The organism is Paenibacillus sp. FSL H3-0286 (assembly GCF_045040705.1).
Taxonomy (GTDB): domain Bacteria; phylum Bacillota; class Bacilli; order Paenibacillales; family Paenibacillaceae; genus Paenibacillus_AQ; species Paenibacillus_AQ odorifer.
On the sequence record NZ_CP150285.1, the window covers coordinates 786,520 to 804,220 of the forward strand.

A 17,701-nucleotide genomic window follows, 5' to 3' on the forward strand; every position below is an offset into this window, starting at 1 on the left:
TGTCACCAACTTATTCCATCCAAAGGAGGAACACACATGAGAGGGATTTACAATCGTAAAGAAGCCGCAAAGTATGCAGGTGTAAGCCAACGAACGATACTGAGGGCTATTGCTTCCAAGCAACTTGTCGCTGAGAAAATCGGTGACGCTAAAACATCAACTTACATCATTAGTCAGACGGCATTGGAAGGCTACATTCAACGTAGGGGGCGGCGTTAATGGCAAAACAGGATGACTTGATGAAGAAAAGAAACGCATTCATACAGAACTTGGCGGAACATCATTCAACAATTGATGGTGTTGCTATTTTCGGTACTACACCTACACTTCCTTACTCTAACTCATCATACTATGTCAACGTCCCACAGGTGCTTAGGAGGTGCGTTTACCTCGATAGTGATGAAATTAACATTCTTATTGAACTCTTCTCTTGGATGGATGGGGAAGGGGTTGCCAAAGTTGAGCAAAGTTTGATTTCTCTCAAGACAGGTATCCCGCTTAGGACAGTTAAAGAGAAGATGACAGGTAAGGGGAACTCTCTAAAGTCCAAACGGTTTATTGAAGTCGCAAAGAGGAATCGTAGTAATGTTTATATTGTGCAAAAACTTGACTTCAACCCTTACATTATTCTATCAGAAATGGCACATGGCTTTGTCGAGTATTACTACTACAAAGGCAACCTGCGTTCATTGGATTGGACAGGTGACGAACCTAGTGGAAATAGTCCTCAATCATTAAAGTGGATTCTTGAAGGAGAACAGAGTATTACGTCATGGAGACAGCACTTAGCAAAAGTTTTTAAGGGTATTGTCACCGATAAAGTCGTATTCATGAAGTACGTACAGTCAATAGTAGCCACCTGCAATCAAGACTATGTACAGATGAATAGGGAGTTTCAAAATGAACTTTTACAAGAGGTGCTCAATAAAAGGGAAGTCAAGGATATTAAAGTGGGGTGATGGTAGGAGTTAGTTGTACTACACCCATGAAGTGTATAATTTACAATAATAAAAGTGCAGTAGTTGCACCTAATGGAGTGCAGTAGTTGCACTTTTCTTCTTACTTAAGTGCAACTATTGCACTTGGATTTCCTCTATAAATGCAACAGTTGCACTTGTATATATAATAATTACTTTAAAGATAAATAATGAAAACATAAAAGACCTTATCAAGAGTAAGGATATAGGCAGACACGCCTACGGCGGTCAGCGGTTTAACCTCAAAGATTAGAACTTTTTCTGTAAAGTTGGTGAGCGATTAGAATAAGCAGTTTTCCTGAACTTTACAGTAATACATTGCATGGGGGTTGAAAAAAGAAGTTGTCCCCTTTCCCCCAACTAAAGTTCACCCCTAACACCGAAAAGAGCGCTATTTATTTCTAGTCAAAAGAAAAAGCCGCCTCTGTAGAGGTAGGAAACGGCTCTTCGCCCCTACTGATACAGGAAGTGACTCGTAAAACACCCTCTGTGAAGGACAGGAGCTTTTGGGCTTCCGTTCCTTACACTTATATTATACTTATTGTCCTGTTTCTTGTAAGAATATTGTGATTACTATAAACGGACATTTTGTTTTTTTATGTAGTAGGAATTATCTTTACGCTTATGAGTTATGCAGGGTATAGGGAATTAATTTTTAAAAAAGGAAGTCAGTGATTAAAGCAACTACAAACTAATGTAATTGGTAACTAAGGAAATTCACCTTCAAAAGGGGTCGAATTCTTTTTTTATAAGTAGAACAACAACTCGCATCTTTTCCCCTATATGAAGCGACTATTAAGAGTGTAAGGCAACAGTGAACAAAATGAACTCTATAGGGGGAAAGAAGAATGGAAAAAAAGTTAGCTTTCAAAGAAGTGCCTCAAAAAGTTCTTGAAATCTTAAAAAGCGGAGAACAATTCAGTGGGTTTGATTCTATTTATCACTGCTTGTCTCATGGGTGGCTAGATTTGTACGAGACGATTGACGGAAATTATTACATTTATACTAGAATTTCTGAACACAGTGAAGAGGGTGAAGATGCTCCGCTAGAGCGTATGAGCAAAGCGACTTATGGAAGTGATGCAGTACTATATCAATGTATCGAAAGAAGTTATTTAGATTTGGAATTTAATGGTAAAGCGGTATGGGTTACTCGGGACTTGGATTTTGAATAGAGTTATATAGAACGGAGAGATTTTAGTGAGAAAATGTAGTGATTGTAATGAAATGAAGGATTACACCGAATTTTTCAGCATGAGTCATAAAAGATGTAAATATTGTTTTAATGTTAGTTCACGTATTGGTCATTTAAAAGGATTCCCCAACACATTTAATTACGCAGATTTCGAGAACTTGAGAAAACAATTCGGAATAACTAAAGATGGAATTAGTAAATATCATCTTGAACACTTTATTCCGAAGAGTTGGGGGCATGGTGAAGTCATGTTGGGAACGTATATTTTCTTTTAGGGCATTATAATAGGATGAAACACAACCAAAATCCGTTTCAGGCTTTTGAAAGCATTGGAAGGAAGCATACTCCGTTTAAACATACTGCAAATTTAATTATTAACCATATTGCAACTATTAATGGTTTAACTGTTGAGGAACTAAAGGCGTTTGTTGGATGGTGCGAAGCTAATAAAAGAGTGAACATTAGTTCATCTAAAACTTCACTTGAATTATGGGGAGAGGCATTAAGACATTCATAATACTATAGGGCGTAATACATCAGAGCATAGATTCTATGCTCTTTAATTGCGTAGAATTATAGCGTAGAATAGTAATTCTATGCTATAGTCTGGGTGGGTGTTATCGCATATCGGGGCGAATCAATCAATTAACGGGCAAAAAAAATTGCGTGGAATTATATAAGCCAATTTTACTGGGAGAGATGACTATGTTAGACCTGTTTATTAGTGAGGGTTTGCGAGGTAAAAGTGAAGCAACGGTAAAAACATACCGCCACGCTCTAAAGCAGTTCAACCAATGGCTAGAGGGTTACGACACCACCCTAGAAGGTTTCAGCCGCACAGACGTTCAACAGTACGTTACATACTTGGCAAGCAAGAAAAAGTCCGCCGCTACCATTAACAAGGTCTACAACGCTATTAAGAAGTTCTGTAGGTGGTCTATGAAATTGGAATGCATTGAAGAAGTACATATTATTAAAGCACCTGACTACAAGCTGACAGCACCAAAGGCACTAGATAAGCTTGAGCGAAGCCGACTCGAAAGGAATGTTGACAGGAACGGCAACAAGCGTAATTACGCCATTGTAAGGACTCTGCTTTACACAGGCTTGCGTGTGTCTGAACTTGTCAATCTAGACAGATCTGACGTTGATATAAGCGACCGTAAAGGCGAGTTGAGGGTTAGGGTAGGTAAAGGTAACAAAGAGCGGGCGTTGCCCTTAGATGTTGATACACGGTGGGCTATTAGGAAATACTTAGAGGAACGGGCAGATAGTCACGAAGCACTGTTTATTAGTAATAGAGATAAGCGTATTAGCGTTAGAAGCGTTCAATACCTTTTAGAACAACATGATCTCCACGCTCACCAACTCCGCCACACGTTTATAACAGGGCTTGTCAGAGCTAATCAAGACATATCTGTTATTCAGTCATTAAGCGGACACAGTTCAGCAGATATGATACTGCGCTATTCCAAGCCGACAGAGGAAGACAAGCTGAGAGCCGTGGAAGGACTATATAGGGATTGATTCAGTTTGAAAGCCCACACGATTAAGGTGGCTCTATCACTGGTTTATAGGACTTTTATGTACCATTATAGACCCACCCAGTGACGAATGAATCTCTTTTGCAGGCGAGTTAAAAGTTCACCCTCGTTTGCTCTGTATAATATTTTCTGGGAATTCCGATGTACGCACTACGCACAATAGCCGAGGGTTTAATGAATTATCAGTGCTTTATATTGCATTATCTCTAAGAGTTTCTTTATTAGATAGATACTAGTGTTGAGTATTTTAGTAGGTTATCTTTAAAATTAAACTTACATACCACTGATAAAGACGATACGAATATTTTAGATTAATTAAAGTGATGTATAATGATTTTGTGAGTCTAAAAGTTAATGAAATTATTGAATAAAGTAATGGGGGAGTTTATATGATTAAAGGAAGACAAGAAATAGGTCTTGAAGGAGATACAGATTACCTTGTTCGTAGTTTTCTCGAAGAAATAAATGTAATCTACTCAGAGCAGGGGACGAATATAAAAGTGATAGATAAAGCCCTTATTGGGGCTAGTAAATCTGAAAGTGGTAAAGGGAAGGGGAAACCAGAGTTTATTTTTGTGTCAGGAAATCATTTATTTGTAATAGAAAATAAAAAATCAAATGAAAAATTAGAACTATTGGAAAACGGTTTAGTGGATACAAGTTACCCAGCACGCAATGAATATGCAGTTAATGGTGCTGTGCATTATGCTAAACATATCGTTGAAAAGGCTATTGGTTATAACGAAGTTGTTGCTATAGGAATTACAGGTAATTCACATTATTATCAAATACAACCTTATTATGTGACGAATAATGACATTCGAAGACTAGATAGTTTAAAGTCTTTTGAAGATTTTTCAGAAGATAATTTAATAGAATATTGGAGAGTAGCTATTAACGGAGAGTTACCAAAAGAAGAGAGAGACTTGCTAACAGTTAAAGAAATAGCTGCAACACTACATGAGGATTTACGGAATTATGGAAACTTAGAAGGAGAACGCAAAGCAACCGTTGTTTCAGCGATTCTTCTAGCTTTAGAAGAGCCAACATTCTCAGTTAGTGACTTAAAAGGCTTTGATGTTGATGGACAACGAGACGGCGATAAAATTTTTGGCGCTATAGAAACGTATTTAAGACGAATAAATTTCCATGAACGTTATGAGAAATATGGGGTTCTTATGGATAGTTTCAACTTCTTTAAAACAGATACAGTTTTGAATACGTATAAAGCAATACTTGATAAGACTCCATTAAAATATTATACAGAACAGTTAGAAACGGACTTAGTTGATTTAATGAAATCCGAAAATGATATTGACATTTTAGGCAATTTTTATGGAGAGTTTGTGAAGTATGGAGGTAACGATGGGAACCCTTTAGGAATTGTACTGACTCCACGTCATATTACATCGTTAATGACAGAATTAATTGATGTTAGACCTCATGATTATGTTCTAGACCCTGCTTGTGGTTCAGGTGCATTCCTAATTTCTGCAATGATGCGAATGCTTTCATTAGCAGAAAGTGAAGAGCAAAAACAAGAGATCAAACAAAATCATTTATATGGAATTGAACTACAGGGAAAACTTTTTACAATTGCAACAACAAACATGATTTTACGCGGAGATGGAAAAAGTAACTTAATCAAAGGTGATATGTTCCATGTTACTGATGATAGTTTACAAGGAAATAAAATTACAAAAGTTTTAATAAATCCACCATATAGCCAAGCGAAAACAAAGGATTTAGTACATTTAAGTGAAATCAGTTTTATTAATAGAGCTCTGGAAATGATGAAGCCAGAAGGAAAATTGGCTGCAATTGTTCCGCAAAGTACTATGGTAGGCAAAACAAAAGAAGAAAAACAATTAAAAAAACAAATTCTAGAAAATAATATACTTGAGGCAGTTATTACTTTAAATACAGATACTTTTTCTCCAGTTGGTGTTCATCCTTGTATTTGTATTTTCAAAGCTGGGGTTCCTCATAATCTCAATAGAAATTTAGTGAAATTTATTGACTTTTCTGATGATGGTTATTTTTTGAGGAAACACGTTGGTTTAGTTGGTAATGGTACACAAGACAGTAAGCGAGAACATTTAATAGATGTTATTAATGGGAATGCTGATGACAGCACGAAATTTATTGTACGTACTACAATTACAGCCGAAGATGAGTGGTTACACGCTTTTTATTATTTCAATGAAGAAATTCCTCCTGAAGATAACTTTAAAAAGGCTATTGCAGACTATTTAACATTTCAATTTGATATGTATAGTCATGGACGTGGCTATTTATTTAAAGAGGGTGAAAATGATGAATAAGATACATCATTTATCTGAAACTAATTGGGGTGTGTTTCAATTCAAAGATATTTTTGAAATTAAAGATGGTTATTATAATAAAAAGCCTCCTAGAACTATTGGAGTAAATAATAATGGAATTCCTTTTCTTGGTGCGACGGATAGTAATAATGGAATTACTGAGTTTTATTCTAAAGAAACTATTTTAGACTGGGATAAGGTTGGGGATAGAACAGATAAAAATATTGAGAGCCGTATATTTAAAGGTAATTGTATTGCTATTACAAATAATGGCTCAGTAGGACATGCATATTATCAAAAGTCTGAATTTACGTGTAGTCATGATATTACACCGATATACCTAAAAAATTATGAATTGACAGAAAATATAGCATTATTTTTTATTCCTCTAATAGAGCAAGTTGGAGAAAAATATAAATATGCCAATAAATGGCGACCTAAAAGAATGAGAACTTCAAAAATAAATTTACCTGTAACAGATAAAGGTGCTCTAAATTGGGGGTATATGAATGATTATATTGAAATTTTAAAAAAAGAAATTATTATAGAGAGACCTGAATTTTCTATAAATGATATTTCAGATTATAGAGAACTGAAAGATTTAGAATGGAAATTATTTTTGATATCAGATGTTTGTGATATAAAAAGTGGAACTAGATTAACTAATCAGGATAAGAAAATAGGTGAAATCCCTTTTATTGGTGCATTAGATAATAGTAATGGTGTTACAGGATATGTTTTAAATAAAAATGACAGTTATGATTCCAATATATTAGGAGTTAATTATAACGGTAGTGGAGTTGTCGTTAGTTTCTATCATCCATATAAAGCTGTCTTTTCTGATGATGTAAAAAGATTTCATTTAAAGATAGAAAAACCTAATAAGTATCACTATTTATTTTTAAAAGTTATACTTATACAACAAAAGGAAAAATATGCTTATGGATATAAATTTAATGCTAGCCGAATGGCTCGACAAAAAATTATGTTACCCGTAAATGAAAATAATATTCCAGATTGGGATTTTATAGAATCTTATATGAGAAGAATGGAAAATGAAGTACTGGAAAATCTTGAATAACTATTCGAAATGAACGCAATTAAAATCTCAGCATCTTAGCTAGATAGAACAACGGTAGCTCATAAAAAATTTAAGCGAATACTATCACATCTTATTGTCATTATTAGTTATTCCACACATGTGGAGTGTACAGTAAGACTTGAAAGAAAAGACACAGCCGATTAAACTGTATCTTAGTTCTGTGGAAGAGGGTTAGAGAGATTATAGTGAATTTTAATCTTTTCGCCCTCGAATACTTCAATTTTCTGTATTAACCTTTTTAGAACGTGTTTCACGACCTGTACATCGCTAATGTCGAGGGTCGAGAACCGTTCTATTTCTTTTTTGAAAACTTGTAATTGTTCGGTGAGGTCTTGCCTTGCTTCAAACAATACAATTAGTTCAGCTTTTCTATTCGATAATTCTTGTTGTTGCTTTACTATTCGTTCGTTTTGTTGCTTGAATTGCTCTGACGTAATCTTATCATCAACGTGTAGACTTTACAGCTTGTCAAAGCGTTTATCCATTTCGGCTAATTCTTTGTCAATACGCGCCAATTCCTTTTTGGTATTAGTGTGTACCGAATTAGCTTTTTCCTCGGCAATACCGTATAGCCTATCCATACTTACGTTATCCCTAACCAACGCCGCTAGGTCGTCCTTAACTGCTTGTAGTAATTCTTTTTCTGCGATAATATGCGACGAGCAGTAACTAGATGTATATTTAACGTATCCGCCGCAAACATACGCCCCTTTACGTCTATCGGGCTTGAAGTGCATTCCGCTACCACAAGCAGGACAAACAACGATATAGGAAAACAGGCTTTCTTTACCGTTGCTTTTATGCGTACCCTTCTTACGCATGAGTACTTGAATCGCTTAAATCTTCGTCAGACACTAATGCAGGATGAGTGTTTACGGTAATAATTTGCTTATCCGCTTCGACTTTTCTGCGAATTTTATATAGTTCCGATTCTGCAAGTGTTCCTGTCGTTTCTTCACGCCGATAAACAAGATTACCTAGATATACGGGATTGGATAAAATGCCCTTAATCGTGCTCTGTTGCCATTTGGTGCCTGCATTTGAAACACCCGCGCTAGCCCTGGGTGTCGGAATACTCCTACGCATTAGGACATTGCTTATCGTGAACATTCTCCGACCTTTGTGTAAGTATAACTCGAATATTTCTCGCACGATTGGGGCGGTATTCTCGTCAATTTCAAGGGCGTTTGTCGTCTCGTTGAACGTGTATCCGTATGGCGGAATTGAAACTCGACGTGTACCCTGTCTTGCACTAGATTGTAGTCCCAACTTTATACGTTCGGATAACTTAGCGTTCTCCTATAGATGTTCACGTTAAGCTAACTGGCAGGATTGTTGAATAAAGTTGGTAGATTATTCATATTACTTCCACAAACTTACAACTTTATAAGCGTATATATAGTCTAAAGCAATAATAACAAATACAGGAGGTATTTATGAGAAACAAAGCTATTAGCTCATGCCTTTTAATTTTTATGCTGATCTGTTCGGCTTGTTCTAATGTCGAAGCTCTGCAGCGGGAAGGAATATCAACCTCAACCAACCAAGCAAAACAAAATAATGGAGAGTCTTCTAACGAGATTGTAAACAATCAAGATAGTTTAACATTGTTAAATATTGTGTTACCTAAAGATTGGAAGCTTGATAAAAGTGAAACTGTTGTATATAATTTTTTAGATGAAAACGACGAGAATAGAGGAACAGTTAGTGCAATTAACTACATGGATAACTTTAATTTTCTAACACAAATGCCTAATCATAGTAGTGTAACTAATGATGAATATATTGATCTACCTTTGGGTAAATCTAGATTAATTACATTAGATTCCGATAATGGTTCTGCTGCCTCAGGTATTACAGGAACACATGATATTTATTATGCATCACTACCTATAAAAGGAAAGGCTATTTATATGTTAAACTTCACAAAAAATGATAAGAAGCCTGAAACTAAAAGTCAATTTATAGAGATATTAAATAAGTTAAGTTTAAAGTAATTAGGCAAAAGAATTTATAGCTCAATCACAAATTAAAAAGAACTATTACGCTAATGGGACACGATAGTTCAAAATTGACCGCCTAATTATGAACTGCACCCCAATTGTTAGACATAACTAACATTTGGAGGTGCAGTTTTTTTATGACCAGGTACAGTACAGACGAAAAAATCCAAGCTATTATGCGTTATAAAAAGGGATCCGAGAGCTTGAAAACCATTGCAAAATCAATCGGGATTCACCATTCTGTCTTTTCAAACTGGATTAGTCAATATGAGCATCATGGTGAAGAAGCTTTTAAAAAGGGCTATACATCATATCCTGCACAGATTAAACTAGACGTACTTAATTATATGAACGAATTCGGGACGTCTGTTAGAGAAACGGCTGCGATATTTAATATTGCGAGTCATAGTACCATTTTAAGCTGGCATAGAAGCTTAGAGTTACATGGAATGGACGCCCTACAACCAAAGAAGAAGGGGCGTCCATCCATGAAAAAAGAACCTAATAAACGAAAGATTCAAACGTTAAAAGAAGGGTCTGCTGAGGCATTACAAGCAGAGGTAGAGCGTTTGAGAATGGAAAATGCATATTTAAAAAAGTTGAATGCCTTAATTCAAAACAAGGAAAAATCACCAAACAAGACAAAGCACGAGTAGTCTATGAACTAAGGAACGAATTTTCGGTGAAAGCCCTCCTGCAGCTAGCAGATATCCCTCGTAATACGTATTATTTCGTGGTAAAAACGTTTGGTATGCCCGATAGAGATAAGGAGCTAAAAGACGTTATTCAAGCGATTTACGAGGAGCATGAGGGTCGTTATGGTTATCGTCGTATTCGTGACGAGTTAGTGAATCGAGGACACCATGTGAATCATAAAAAGGTACAACGCTTGATGAAGGTATTGGGTTTAAAGTGTGTGGTACGTATGAAGAAATATCGTTCCTATAAAGGGACGATTGGCAAACTCGCACCGAACATATTAGAACGTAACTTCCACGCTGAGAATCCAAATGAGAAGTGGGTTACGGATATTACAGAGTTTAAATTATTTGGAGAAAAGCTGTACTTATCTCCAATTCTAGATCTATATAATGGTGAGATTATTACGTATACAATCGGTTCAAGGCCGGTCTACTCGCTTGTTTCAACGATGTTAGATCAAGCATTCCGTCGATTAACCGATGAAGATAACCTCCTTATTCATTCTGACCAAGGCTGGCACTATCAGATGAAGCAGTATCGTCATGCCCTTGAAGAACGAGATATCAAGCAAAGTATGTCCCGTAAAGGTAATTGCTACGACAACGCCGTCATTGAGAACTTCTTTGGTATCATGAAATCTGAATTTCTATATTTAAAGGAATTCGAAAGTATCACACATTTCAAACAAGAGCTATCAAAATACATCGATTATTACAACAACAAGCGAATTAAGGCAAAACTAAAAGGCCTGAGTCCGGTACAGTACCGAACTCAGGCCCAACAAGTCGCTTAATTATATACCTGTCTAACTTTAAGGGGGCACTTCATTCGCAATGTTGCTGACAGGGCGGTTTGCTATGTCATAGAGGGCAGCTTGAAAGTTAGAGTCAACCTGCACATTACGAACTATCTTGCACGTTTTTAAGGCTAACTTATTAATAGAGCAGTTACACAAAAAATAAGATTACTCTGCTACAACTTGTTTGCCTGCAATCCGGCCGAATGTGAAGATATCAGCGATGGCATTACCGCCAAGACGGTTTGTACCATGAATGACCCCTGTTACTTCACCTGCAGCGAACAACCCAGGGATGACTTCGCCTTTTTCATTCAAAACGCGAGTCTTCTCGTCGATCACCAAGCCGCCCATTGTATGGTGAACGGAGGGTACAGCTTTTTCGATGTAGTAAGGGCCTTTTTCAAGAGATTTCAATCCACCGCGATGTTTGAAATCAAGGTCTTTACCTGTTTTCGCATAATCATTTACTTTATTAATCGTTTCTTTCAAAGTGTTCACGTCAATTTTAAAGAAATCAGCGGCCTCTTCAATCGTATCGGCTTTAAAGAGCAAGCCTTGTTTAACGAGTTGATCGTATTCGTCTTGATGAACTTCTATCGTTTTACCGATATCCTCAATGCCTTGATTCCATAATTGATACGTATATCCACCCGTTTGGGCAAGAATTGCTTTAGAAATAACGTCACGACGTTCTAATTCCTCAACGAAGCGCTTGCCTTCTTGGTTAATCAGGATCGCACCATCGAAGCGGGAGTCTGCAACCAGGGAAATAACACCTGTCTCAGGATTACAGATTGGATACGTTTGAATACTCTCCATGTTTGTCAGTTTGGCGCCAATCGTTTCTGCCATAACGATACCGTCACCTGTAGATCCTGGTGTATCGGTAGTCATATATTTTTCATCCATTGTAGGGTTATACTTCTTACGCATCTCTACATTGGATCCAAAACCACCGGTAGCGATGATGACGCCTTTGTTCGCATGGAATGTGATCTTGTCGCCAGTACCCGAAGTCGCAGTTACACCTGTTACTTTGCCGCTTTCGTCCTTCAGCAAGGTTTCGGCTTTCATATTCGTTTTGATCGTGATTTGATCAGCGTCTGTTTTGGCTTTTAACTTAGTAATCAATTCAACACCTGTATGACCTACAGGAATCAACGCACGTTTTCTGGAATGGCCACCAAATTGGAACAGATGATCAGGTAAGAACTCTACCTTGATATCATCGCGCAGCCATTCGGCAGATGCTAGAGCATTGTCGGCAAGAATACGAACCATCTTTGGATCCCCGAGGTTGTCTCCGCCTTTCATCGTATCATTATAGAACAAGTCAGCCGTGTCATCTGTGATGCCAAGAGCACGTTCAACCCAGTTGTCAGGCGCATTCATCTCACCACCGGAAATCAATGTGTTGCCGCCAACAGCTGGCATTTTCTCGAGCAGAACTACATTAGCTCCAGCGCTCTTCGCTTCGATAGCCGCACTAAAGCCAGCACCCCCGGCACCGATGACGACAACATCATAGGTTTGCTCGACTTCTTCTTTGTCTTTGCTTCCACTGACTGCAGCGCCAGCGACAAGGGTAAGTCCAGACTTCGTAATTGCATCTTGAATGGCTTCGAGATATCCTTTGCTTGTAACTGTAGATCCGCTAATGGCATCAACTTTTGCGCTGTTAGTTGCCATGACCTCTTGCTTGAGCTGCGTATAAACAGGTTCTGCAAGTACTTCATTTTCCTTATGCTCTGTCACTTTAATGTCAGTGATCTTGTTATCTAATAAGGAGACTTGTACTTTAATATCGCCATGTTTACCTTGCCCAACTCCTTCAAAGACTTGAACTCCGTTTGCATCTGCAGCGGGCTCTGCATCTTTACTGCCGCAAGCAGCAAGCGTGAACATAAGACTGAGGACTAGTAGAATAGATAACAGCTTTTTCGTGTGAGTTCGCATAATATCTCCTTCATTCTGTTGTGGATTGGTTACATACACTAGGGAGAGGAAGATTTGCTAGGCAAATCCTTTATCTCTAGCCTAGACATGAATGTTATTTCATGTGAAAATATGCACAAGACCTATTATAGATTTAGTACAGCATTATGTATTTGCACAGATTAGTGTTTTTTTGTCTTTTTCGGGCATGTAAGAAACAGATATTGTGAAGGGCTATGATTACAATGAAATCAATTCACTTAAAAATTACGTTAATCGCAGGAGGCTGCTTCTTGCTGCTGTTCGTTGCATTGCTTGTAACAATATATTTGGAGATGAACCATACGGTTGTCCCTTTGAATAAGAACTTAACGCAGCAAGTGGTTACTGCACGCAGCGACCAGATTGATTATTGGTTTAATCAGCGCATTGGAGAGATAGACATGCTTGCTTCTCTAGCTTCGGACCATCAGTGGACACGAGATGAATTGCTGCAAGAGTTCGATAAGTTCGAGGCGAAGAAGAAAGTAGAGTACGAATCCATACGCGTGGTGGATATTCACGGAAATTCCTGGTCAGCAAGGGACAAGCCTTTTTCGATACTAAACCGACCCTACTATCGAAAACTGCTGAATTCAGATTCCAATTATGTGGTAAGCAATCCGATCGTATCCAAAGCGAATGCAGCCGAAATCGTCGTCATTCTTTATCGCGTGAATCCATCGGTGAATGATGAGGTAGCTTATATTGCCGCAGCCGTCTCCGTCAAGAAGATGAGGGAGATTGCTCAAGATGTAATGCTATATGACCAGTCAGGCCAGCTTATCGTCGATTGCAGAGAGCTGGGTGAAGAAGATGGAGCGGAGGATACAGCAGATAAGAAGAACATGAGTGTATTTGAGGCTCCAATTCAAAATGTGGAAGGCTGGAAGTTAGTACTCAAAGTACCGAATTCAAGTCTATCGTTAGCGGTGATCAAAACCCAGCGGACTGCATTGCTGGTAGGCGTTCTTATCGGTAGTGCGTTTATCGTCTTTCTGGTGCTGCTTGCTTCTTCCATTATTCGTCCAATTCAGTCGCTTCGCCAGGTAATGGAAAATGTGCAGAACGGCAACCAAACCATACGAGCAGATGTTACGCGCTCGGATGAGATCGGCGATCTTGGACGAAGCTTCAATGACATGCTTGTTCAATTATACGCTGTGGAGCAGGACCGAAAGGAGATGGAACTCAGACTGATTCATGAGCAGATCAAGCCGCACTTTTTATACAACACATTGGATACGATTCAGTGGATGGCAACGGAACATGGAGCAGACAATGTGGTGGAGATGGTGGAAGCGCTTAGCGCGTATTTCCGATTAGGGCTTGGCACAGGCAGTCCCTACATTCTGCTTGATCAGGAGTTGTACCATGTCGAGAGTTATCTTCATATTCAAGGTGTGCGATATGAGGAGATTCTGGACTACGAGCTTCGATATGATGAAAAGCTTGCTCAGTGCCAAGTTGTTCGCTTCATACTGCAGCCTTTGGTGGAAAATGCGATTTATCACGGGATTAAGCCACTTGGGGATCAAAAGTGCAAAATTTCGATTACAGCATATAAACAGGCCGATTATTTGGTTATTAAGGTTGAAAATAATGGGGTTATGATTCCGGAAGAGAAGCTTGAGCAGATAAATCAAGCCCTTCTTGATGATACATATGATCGTTCTGCCACAGGCTTTGGGCTATATAGTGTAAACCATCGCATTCGACTAGCTTACGGAGTGCCATATGGCCTTGCAGTGAAGAGCGAAGATGGCATTACCGTTATGGTCATTCGAATACCTTTGGACGGGGAGTGGAATGAAGATGTGGAAGATTGTCATCGTCGATGATGAAACGATCATTCGCAAAGGCTTGCGACAATACATTGAGGAGAGTCCGTATCTTTTTGAGGTTGAAGGAGAAGCGAAAAGTGCAAACGAAGCATTGAATATGGTGGAGGAAGCCCTACCACATGTATGTCTTGTGGACATCAACATGCCGAATATGAATGGGCTCGATCTGATGAATATATTGCGCGAACGCTGCCCGTCGGTTCTGGTTGTCATCATCAGCGGGTACGATAACTTTGAATATGCGCGTCAAGCCGTGCAACTGCAAGCATTCGATTATGTATTGAAACCTGTGCCGAAGAGTGATCTGAACAAGCTGCTTCATCGGATCGATGAGCATCTTCAGGTAAAATATCCTTTGCATTCACATGAAGGCAGGGTGGATAAGGAGCCGGAGCTTCCCGGGTATACAGGGGATGGAACAGTGCTTATCCAAAAAGTGACCGAGTATATTGACAGTCATTATCAGGATCCGGAGCTGTCTATTACTCGAGTAGCAGCACTATTTCATATCAACCAAACCTATCTTAGTAAGCGTATGAAGCAAGAAATCGGTGCTTCATTCCTTGACTATGTCACCGAGCTTCGGATATCGAAGGCGAAGGAGATTCTGGATGACGTAATGCCGAATATCAAAATCGGGGATCTGGCCGTGAAGGTAGGGTATAAGAGCCAGTACTATTTTAGTCGTGTGTTCAAAAATAGAGTCGGCTCAAGCCCCTTAGAGTACAAAAAGCATCCGTTCGGTTATGGATAGGAGGGCCATTCTCGTCCCTCTGCAGCACGCCATAGATGCTATGCTCGGAGCCGCCTTCTATCAAAACGGTTGGATTTTAAACATGAGCGAGAAGATGAAGTTAAAGCATCCAATTGTGCAATATTTTTATGAACTAAGGCGTCAAGAGCAGATAAACTGTCTGGAAGTGTCTTAGGGCTCCTCATATAAGTTTGTTCACATTGTCCACCCACGCATGTGGAGAGTGTCGCTCTACTGGTAAGGAAGGATACAGTGCTATGAAATCCTTATATTTATTGGACTTTACGGACAAGTATGAGAAAAAATGTTGTTAAAGAGATGGCATCATTGCTGTCTCTTTTTTGTTTCACTTTTTTAGCATTGCTCTGACTCTGGTTCCCGCTGCCGCATCCTACGATCACAAGCATGAAAGACTGCACGAAAATTAGTGTTGATGCTTATGTTTAACCCCTCTCTGCTCTGCTAGGTGACAGGCATCATAGACGTACCTGCGTGATGTTGCTACGATGTTCCATGGAAATTAAGTGAAAGTGATCACAAGAAATTACAGAAGGAGTCATTTATCGTGAAAAGAATCGTAACACTGAGCACCCGCAAACTGATGGATACCGCAAAACACGGCGGATGCGGCGCATGCCAGACCTCTTGCCAGTCCGCTTGTAAAACTTCCTGCGGCGTTGCAAACCAGAAGTGTGAAAATGCAATGAACAGATAGGATTCGGAATTTTACCGCCCATTGCTCTGCTGATGGGCGGCTATTTTTAAGAAATGGATACTATCCCTAAAGGATGGCGAAGCCGTTTCTACTTGTGTGCAAAAGGAGCTTGATTAGTAAGTATGATTCATCAATATAAACTAAACGGATACAATATCGTGCTCGATACCTATAGTGGCTCGGTGCATGTTGTTGATGACCTAGCATATGAAATTATAGCGGATTATGAGAAAACTTCTGTCGATCAAATCGTGACAACAATGTTGGATAAATATAAAGATGATTCCAGCATTTCCGAGAGCGACATTCGAGAAACCATCGTGGATATCGAGGAGCTTATAAATGATGGACAGCTCTTTACAAAAGATGAGTATGAGAACCTCTCGCTCGATTTAAAAAAACGAAAAACTTATGTCAAGGCACTCTGCCTCAATGTTGCGCATACCTGTAATTTGTCATGTGACTATTGCTTCGCTAGTCAGGGGAAATACAACGGAGATCGAGCAATCATGAGCTATGAGGTTGGACAAAAAGCTATCGATTATCTGCTTGAAAACTCAGGTCATCATCGAAACCTGGACATTGACTTTTTCGGTGGGGAACCACTTTTAGCCTGGAAAGTGGTTAAACAGATCGTAGCTTATGCAAGAAGCAAAGAACAAGAATACAAAAAGAAGTTCCGCTTCACCTTCACGACGAACGGGATGCTGCTGAACGATGAGGTCACCGAGTTTTTAAATCAGGAAATGTACAATGTCGTATTGAGCCTAGATGGAAGGAAAGAGGTTCATGACCGGCTTCGCCAAACAGTTAACGGAAAAGGCAGCTACGATCATATTCTTCCGAAGTTCCAGGAATTCGTTCGTAAGCGCGGAGACCAAGAGTACTATGTACGGGGAACTTACACTCGTAACAATGTCGATTTCACCAACGATATATTTCATATCGCAGACCTTGGTTTTGACAAAATTTCGATGGAACCGGTTATCTGTGATCCAAGGGAACCCTATGCACTTACCGAGGAGGACCTCCCGGAGATATATAACCAGTACGAAATTCTCGCAAAAGAAATGATTGGGCGCGGCGAAGAAGGCAAGGGGTTTACCTTTTATCATTACATGCTTGACCTCTCGGAAGGACCCTGCATCCAGAAGAGAATCACTGGCTGTGGTTCAGGAACAGAATATCTTGCTGTCACCCCCTGGGGAGAGCTTTTTCCTTGCCACCAGTTCGTAGGGGATGAAGAGTACAGCATGGGAAACCTCTGGGATGGCATCACACAACCTGAGCTGCAATGTCAATTTAAAGAGAGTAACTGCTACTCGAAGCCGGAATGTAAGGACTGCTGGGCGAAACTCTACTGCAGCGGCGGTTGTCCTGCCAATGCGCTGCACGCGACGGGTTCCCTGGTCGGAACCTATGACTTCAGCTGTGACGTCTTCCGCAAAAGAGTCGAATGTTCCATGATGGTAAAGGTGGATGAATCTATTAGAGCGATGGAAGGGTAACCTAACTAATTAAAATAACGGATGAATATACTATAACCGAGAAATAGACACTTTTAAATAAAGTGCCTTTCTCGGTTTTTGTATGAATTCCACGCGATAGGTTGGTATATCGTTGTTATAGCTATGTATTATTTGATGTCTACATACATAGCACGATGAATGTTACCTGAAAGCGGACCGAAGGATAAAAAGCTAAGGGTCAGATATTGCCTCAGTCCTCCATTTTATTGGACGTCGTAGGTACGTGCCTAAGTCTGAAT

At 39.3% G+C, this 17,701-nt stretch carries 16 protein-coding genes; 13 read left to right on the top strand and 3 right to left on the bottom strand.

Going from position 1 to position 17,701, the window contains the following annotated elements; translation table 11 throughout:
- The first annotated feature begins 36 nt into the window (after window positions 1–36).
- The 7 genes from MHB37_RS03445 to MHB37_RS03475 all read left to right on the top strand — a co-directional run bounded on the left by MHB37_RS03445 (window position 37) and on the right by MHB37_RS03475 (window position 7,121).
- Window positions 37–219 (top strand): helix-turn-helix domain-containing protein, encoded by a 183-nt coding sequence (locus MHB37_RS03445; RefSeq protein WP_405168933.1) that lies wholly within the window; start codon window positions 37–39, stop codon window positions 217–219.
- Window positions 219–959 carry a hypothetical protein gene (locus MHB37_RS03450; RefSeq protein WP_405168934.1) on the top strand — a complete coding sequence of 247 codons (741 nt, stop codon included), beginning with the start codon at window positions 219–221 and terminating at the stop codon, window positions 957–959. The genes MHB37_RS03445 and MHB37_RS03450 overlap by 1 nt, the downstream gene beginning before the upstream one ends.
- Before the next feature lie 866 nt (window positions 960–1,825).
- The gene (locus MHB37_RS03455; protein ID WP_405168935.1) at window positions 1,826–2,152 is read left to right on the top strand and encodes a hypothetical protein; all 327 of its coding nucleotides are present in this window, start codon (window positions 1,826–1,828) and stop codon (window positions 2,150–2,152) included.
- Between the two features lie 309 nt (window positions 2,153–2,461).
- Window positions 2,462–2,689, top strand: coding sequence for a hypothetical protein (locus MHB37_RS03460; protein ID WP_405168936.1), 228 nt, complete (start codon window positions 2,462–2,464; stop codon window positions 2,687–2,689).
- Between the two features lie 188 nt (window positions 2,690–2,877).
- The gene (locus tag MHB37_RS03465) at window positions 2,878–3,699 is read left to right on the top strand and encodes a tyrosine-type recombinase/integrase (protein ID WP_405168937.1); all 822 of its coding nucleotides are present in this window, start codon (window positions 2,878–2,880) and stop codon (window positions 3,697–3,699) included.
- Window positions 3,700–4,105: 406 nt separating this feature from the next.
- Window positions 4,106–6,040: a class I SAM-dependent DNA methyltransferase gene (locus MHB37_RS03470; RefSeq protein WP_405168938.1), complete on the top strand. Its 1,935-nt coding sequence runs from the start codon at window positions 4,106–4,108 to the stop codon at window positions 6,038–6,040.
- Window positions 6,030–7,121, top strand: a complete 1,092-nt coding sequence (locus MHB37_RS03475) for a restriction endonuclease subunit S (RefSeq protein WP_405168939.1) — start codon at window positions 6,030–6,032, stop codon at window positions 7,119–7,121. Before MHB37_RS03470 ends, MHB37_RS03475 begins: the two co-directional genes overlap by 11 nt.
- A 479-nt stretch (window positions 7,122–7,600) precedes the next feature.
- Here MHB37_RS03475 and MHB37_RS03480 read toward each other — a convergent pair whose 3' ends face one another.
- Window positions 7,601–7,963: a zinc ribbon domain-containing protein gene (locus MHB37_RS03480; RefSeq protein ID WP_405168940.1), complete on the bottom strand. Its 363-nt coding sequence runs from the start codon at window positions 7,961–7,963 to the stop codon at window positions 7,601–7,603.
- Window positions 7,956–8,411 (bottom strand): recombinase family protein, encoded by a 456-nt coding sequence (locus MHB37_RS03485; protein ID WP_405168941.1) that lies wholly within the window; start codon window positions 8,409–8,411, stop codon window positions 7,956–7,958. The genes MHB37_RS03480 and MHB37_RS03485 overlap by 8 nt, the downstream gene beginning before the upstream one ends.
- Window positions 8,412–8,578: 167 nt before the next feature.
- Here MHB37_RS03485 and MHB37_RS03490 point away from each other — a divergent pair, with 167 nt between their 5' ends.
- Window positions 8,579–9,139 (top strand): hypothetical protein, encoded by a 561-nt coding sequence (locus MHB37_RS03490; RefSeq protein WP_076282538.1) that lies wholly within the window; start codon window positions 8,579–8,581, stop codon window positions 9,137–9,139.
- A gap of 143 nt (window positions 9,140–9,282) precedes the next feature.
- Window positions 9,283–10,640, top strand: a protein-coding gene (locus MHB37_RS03495) for an IS3 family transposase (RefSeq protein WP_405168942.1) whose coding sequence is annotated in 2 segments (ribosomal slippage) — window positions 9,283–9,736 and window positions 9,736–10,640 — 1,359 coding nt in all. Because the reading frame shifts where the segments join, the coding sequence is not laid out codon by codon here.
- A 171-nt stretch (window positions 10,641–10,811) separates the two neighbouring features.
- Here MHB37_RS03495 and MHB37_RS03500 read toward each other — a convergent pair.
- Window positions 10,812–12,602, bottom strand: a complete 1,791-nt coding sequence (locus tag MHB37_RS03500) for a flavocytochrome c (protein WP_076276947.1) — start codon at window positions 12,600–12,602, stop codon at window positions 10,812–10,814.
- Window positions 12,603–12,874: 272 nt separating this feature from the next.
- Here MHB37_RS03500 and MHB37_RS03505 point away from each other — a divergent pair, with 272 nt between their 5' ends.
- From MHB37_RS03505 to scfB, 4 genes are all read left to right on the top strand, one after another.
- On the top strand, window positions 12,875–14,461 hold the full coding sequence (locus MHB37_RS03505) for a histidine kinase (RefSeq protein ID WP_076128489.1): 1,587 nt from the start codon (window positions 12,875–12,877) through the stop codon (window positions 14,459–14,461).
- Window positions 14,436–15,218 carry a response regulator gene (locus tag MHB37_RS03510; protein ID WP_405168943.1) on the top strand — a complete coding sequence of 261 codons (783 nt, stop codon included), beginning with the start codon at window positions 14,436–14,438 and terminating at the stop codon, window positions 15,216–15,218. The genes MHB37_RS03505 and MHB37_RS03510 overlap by 26 nt, the downstream gene beginning before the upstream one ends.
- A 565-nt stretch (window positions 15,219–15,783) precedes the next feature.
- On the top strand, window positions 15,784–15,933 hold the full coding sequence (gene scfA / locus MHB37_RS03515; protein ID WP_076098734.1) for a six-cysteine ranthipeptide SCIFF: 150 nt from the start codon (window positions 15,784–15,786) through the stop codon (window positions 15,931–15,933).
- 122 nt (window positions 15,934–16,055) lie between these two features.
- On the top strand, window positions 16,056–17,441 hold the full coding sequence (gene scfB, locus MHB37_RS03520) for a thioether cross-link-forming SCIFF peptide maturase (protein ID WP_405168944.1): 1,386 nt from the start codon (window positions 16,056–16,058) through the stop codon (window positions 17,439–17,441).
- The last annotated feature ends 260 nt before the right edge of the window (window positions 17,442–17,701 follow it).

Coding starts and splice junctions, on each gene's coding strand:
- MHB37_RS03465 (WP_405168937.1), top strand. CDS start 2,878: ATGTTAGACCTGTTTATTAGTGAGGGTTTGCGAGGTAAAAGTGAAGCA.
- MHB37_RS03455 (WP_405168935.1), top strand. CDS start 1,826: ATGGAAAAAAAGTTAGCTTTCAAAGAAGTGCCTCAAAAAGTTCTTGAA.
- MHB37_RS03500 (WP_076276947.1), bottom strand. CDS start 12,602: ATGCGAACTCACACGAAAAAGCTGTTATCTATTCTACTAGTCCTCAGT.
- MHB37_RS03475 (WP_405168939.1), top strand. CDS start 6,030: ATGATGAATAAGATACATCATTTATCTGAAACTAATTGGGGTGTGTTT.
- MHB37_RS03470 (WP_405168938.1), top strand. CDS start 4,106: ATGATTAAAGGAAGACAAGAAATAGGTCTTGAAGGAGATACAGATTAC.
- MHB37_RS03460 (WP_405168936.1), top strand. CDS start 2,462: ATGAAACACAACCAAAATCCGTTTCAGGCTTTTGAAAGCATTGGAAGG.
- scfB (WP_405168944.1), top strand. CDS start 16,056: ATGATTCATCAATATAAACTAAACGGATACAATATCGTGCTCGATACC.
- MHB37_RS03445 (WP_405168933.1), top strand. CDS start 37: ATGAGAGGGATTTACAATCGTAAAGAAGCCGCAAAGTATGCAGGTGTA.
- MHB37_RS03480 (WP_405168940.1), bottom strand. CDS start 7,963: ATGCGTAAGAAGGGTACGCATAAAAGCAACGGTAAAGAAAGCCTGTTT.
- MHB37_RS03490 (WP_076282538.1), top strand. CDS start 8,579: ATGAGAAACAAAGCTATTAGCTCATGCCTTTTAATTTTTATGCTGATC.
- MHB37_RS03450 (WP_405168934.1), top strand. CDS start 219: ATGGCAAAACAGGATGACTTGATGAAGAAAAGAAACGCATTCATACAG.
- MHB37_RS03510 (WP_405168943.1), top strand. CDS start 14,436: ATGTGGAAGATTGTCATCGTCGATGATGAAACGATCATTCGCAAAGGC.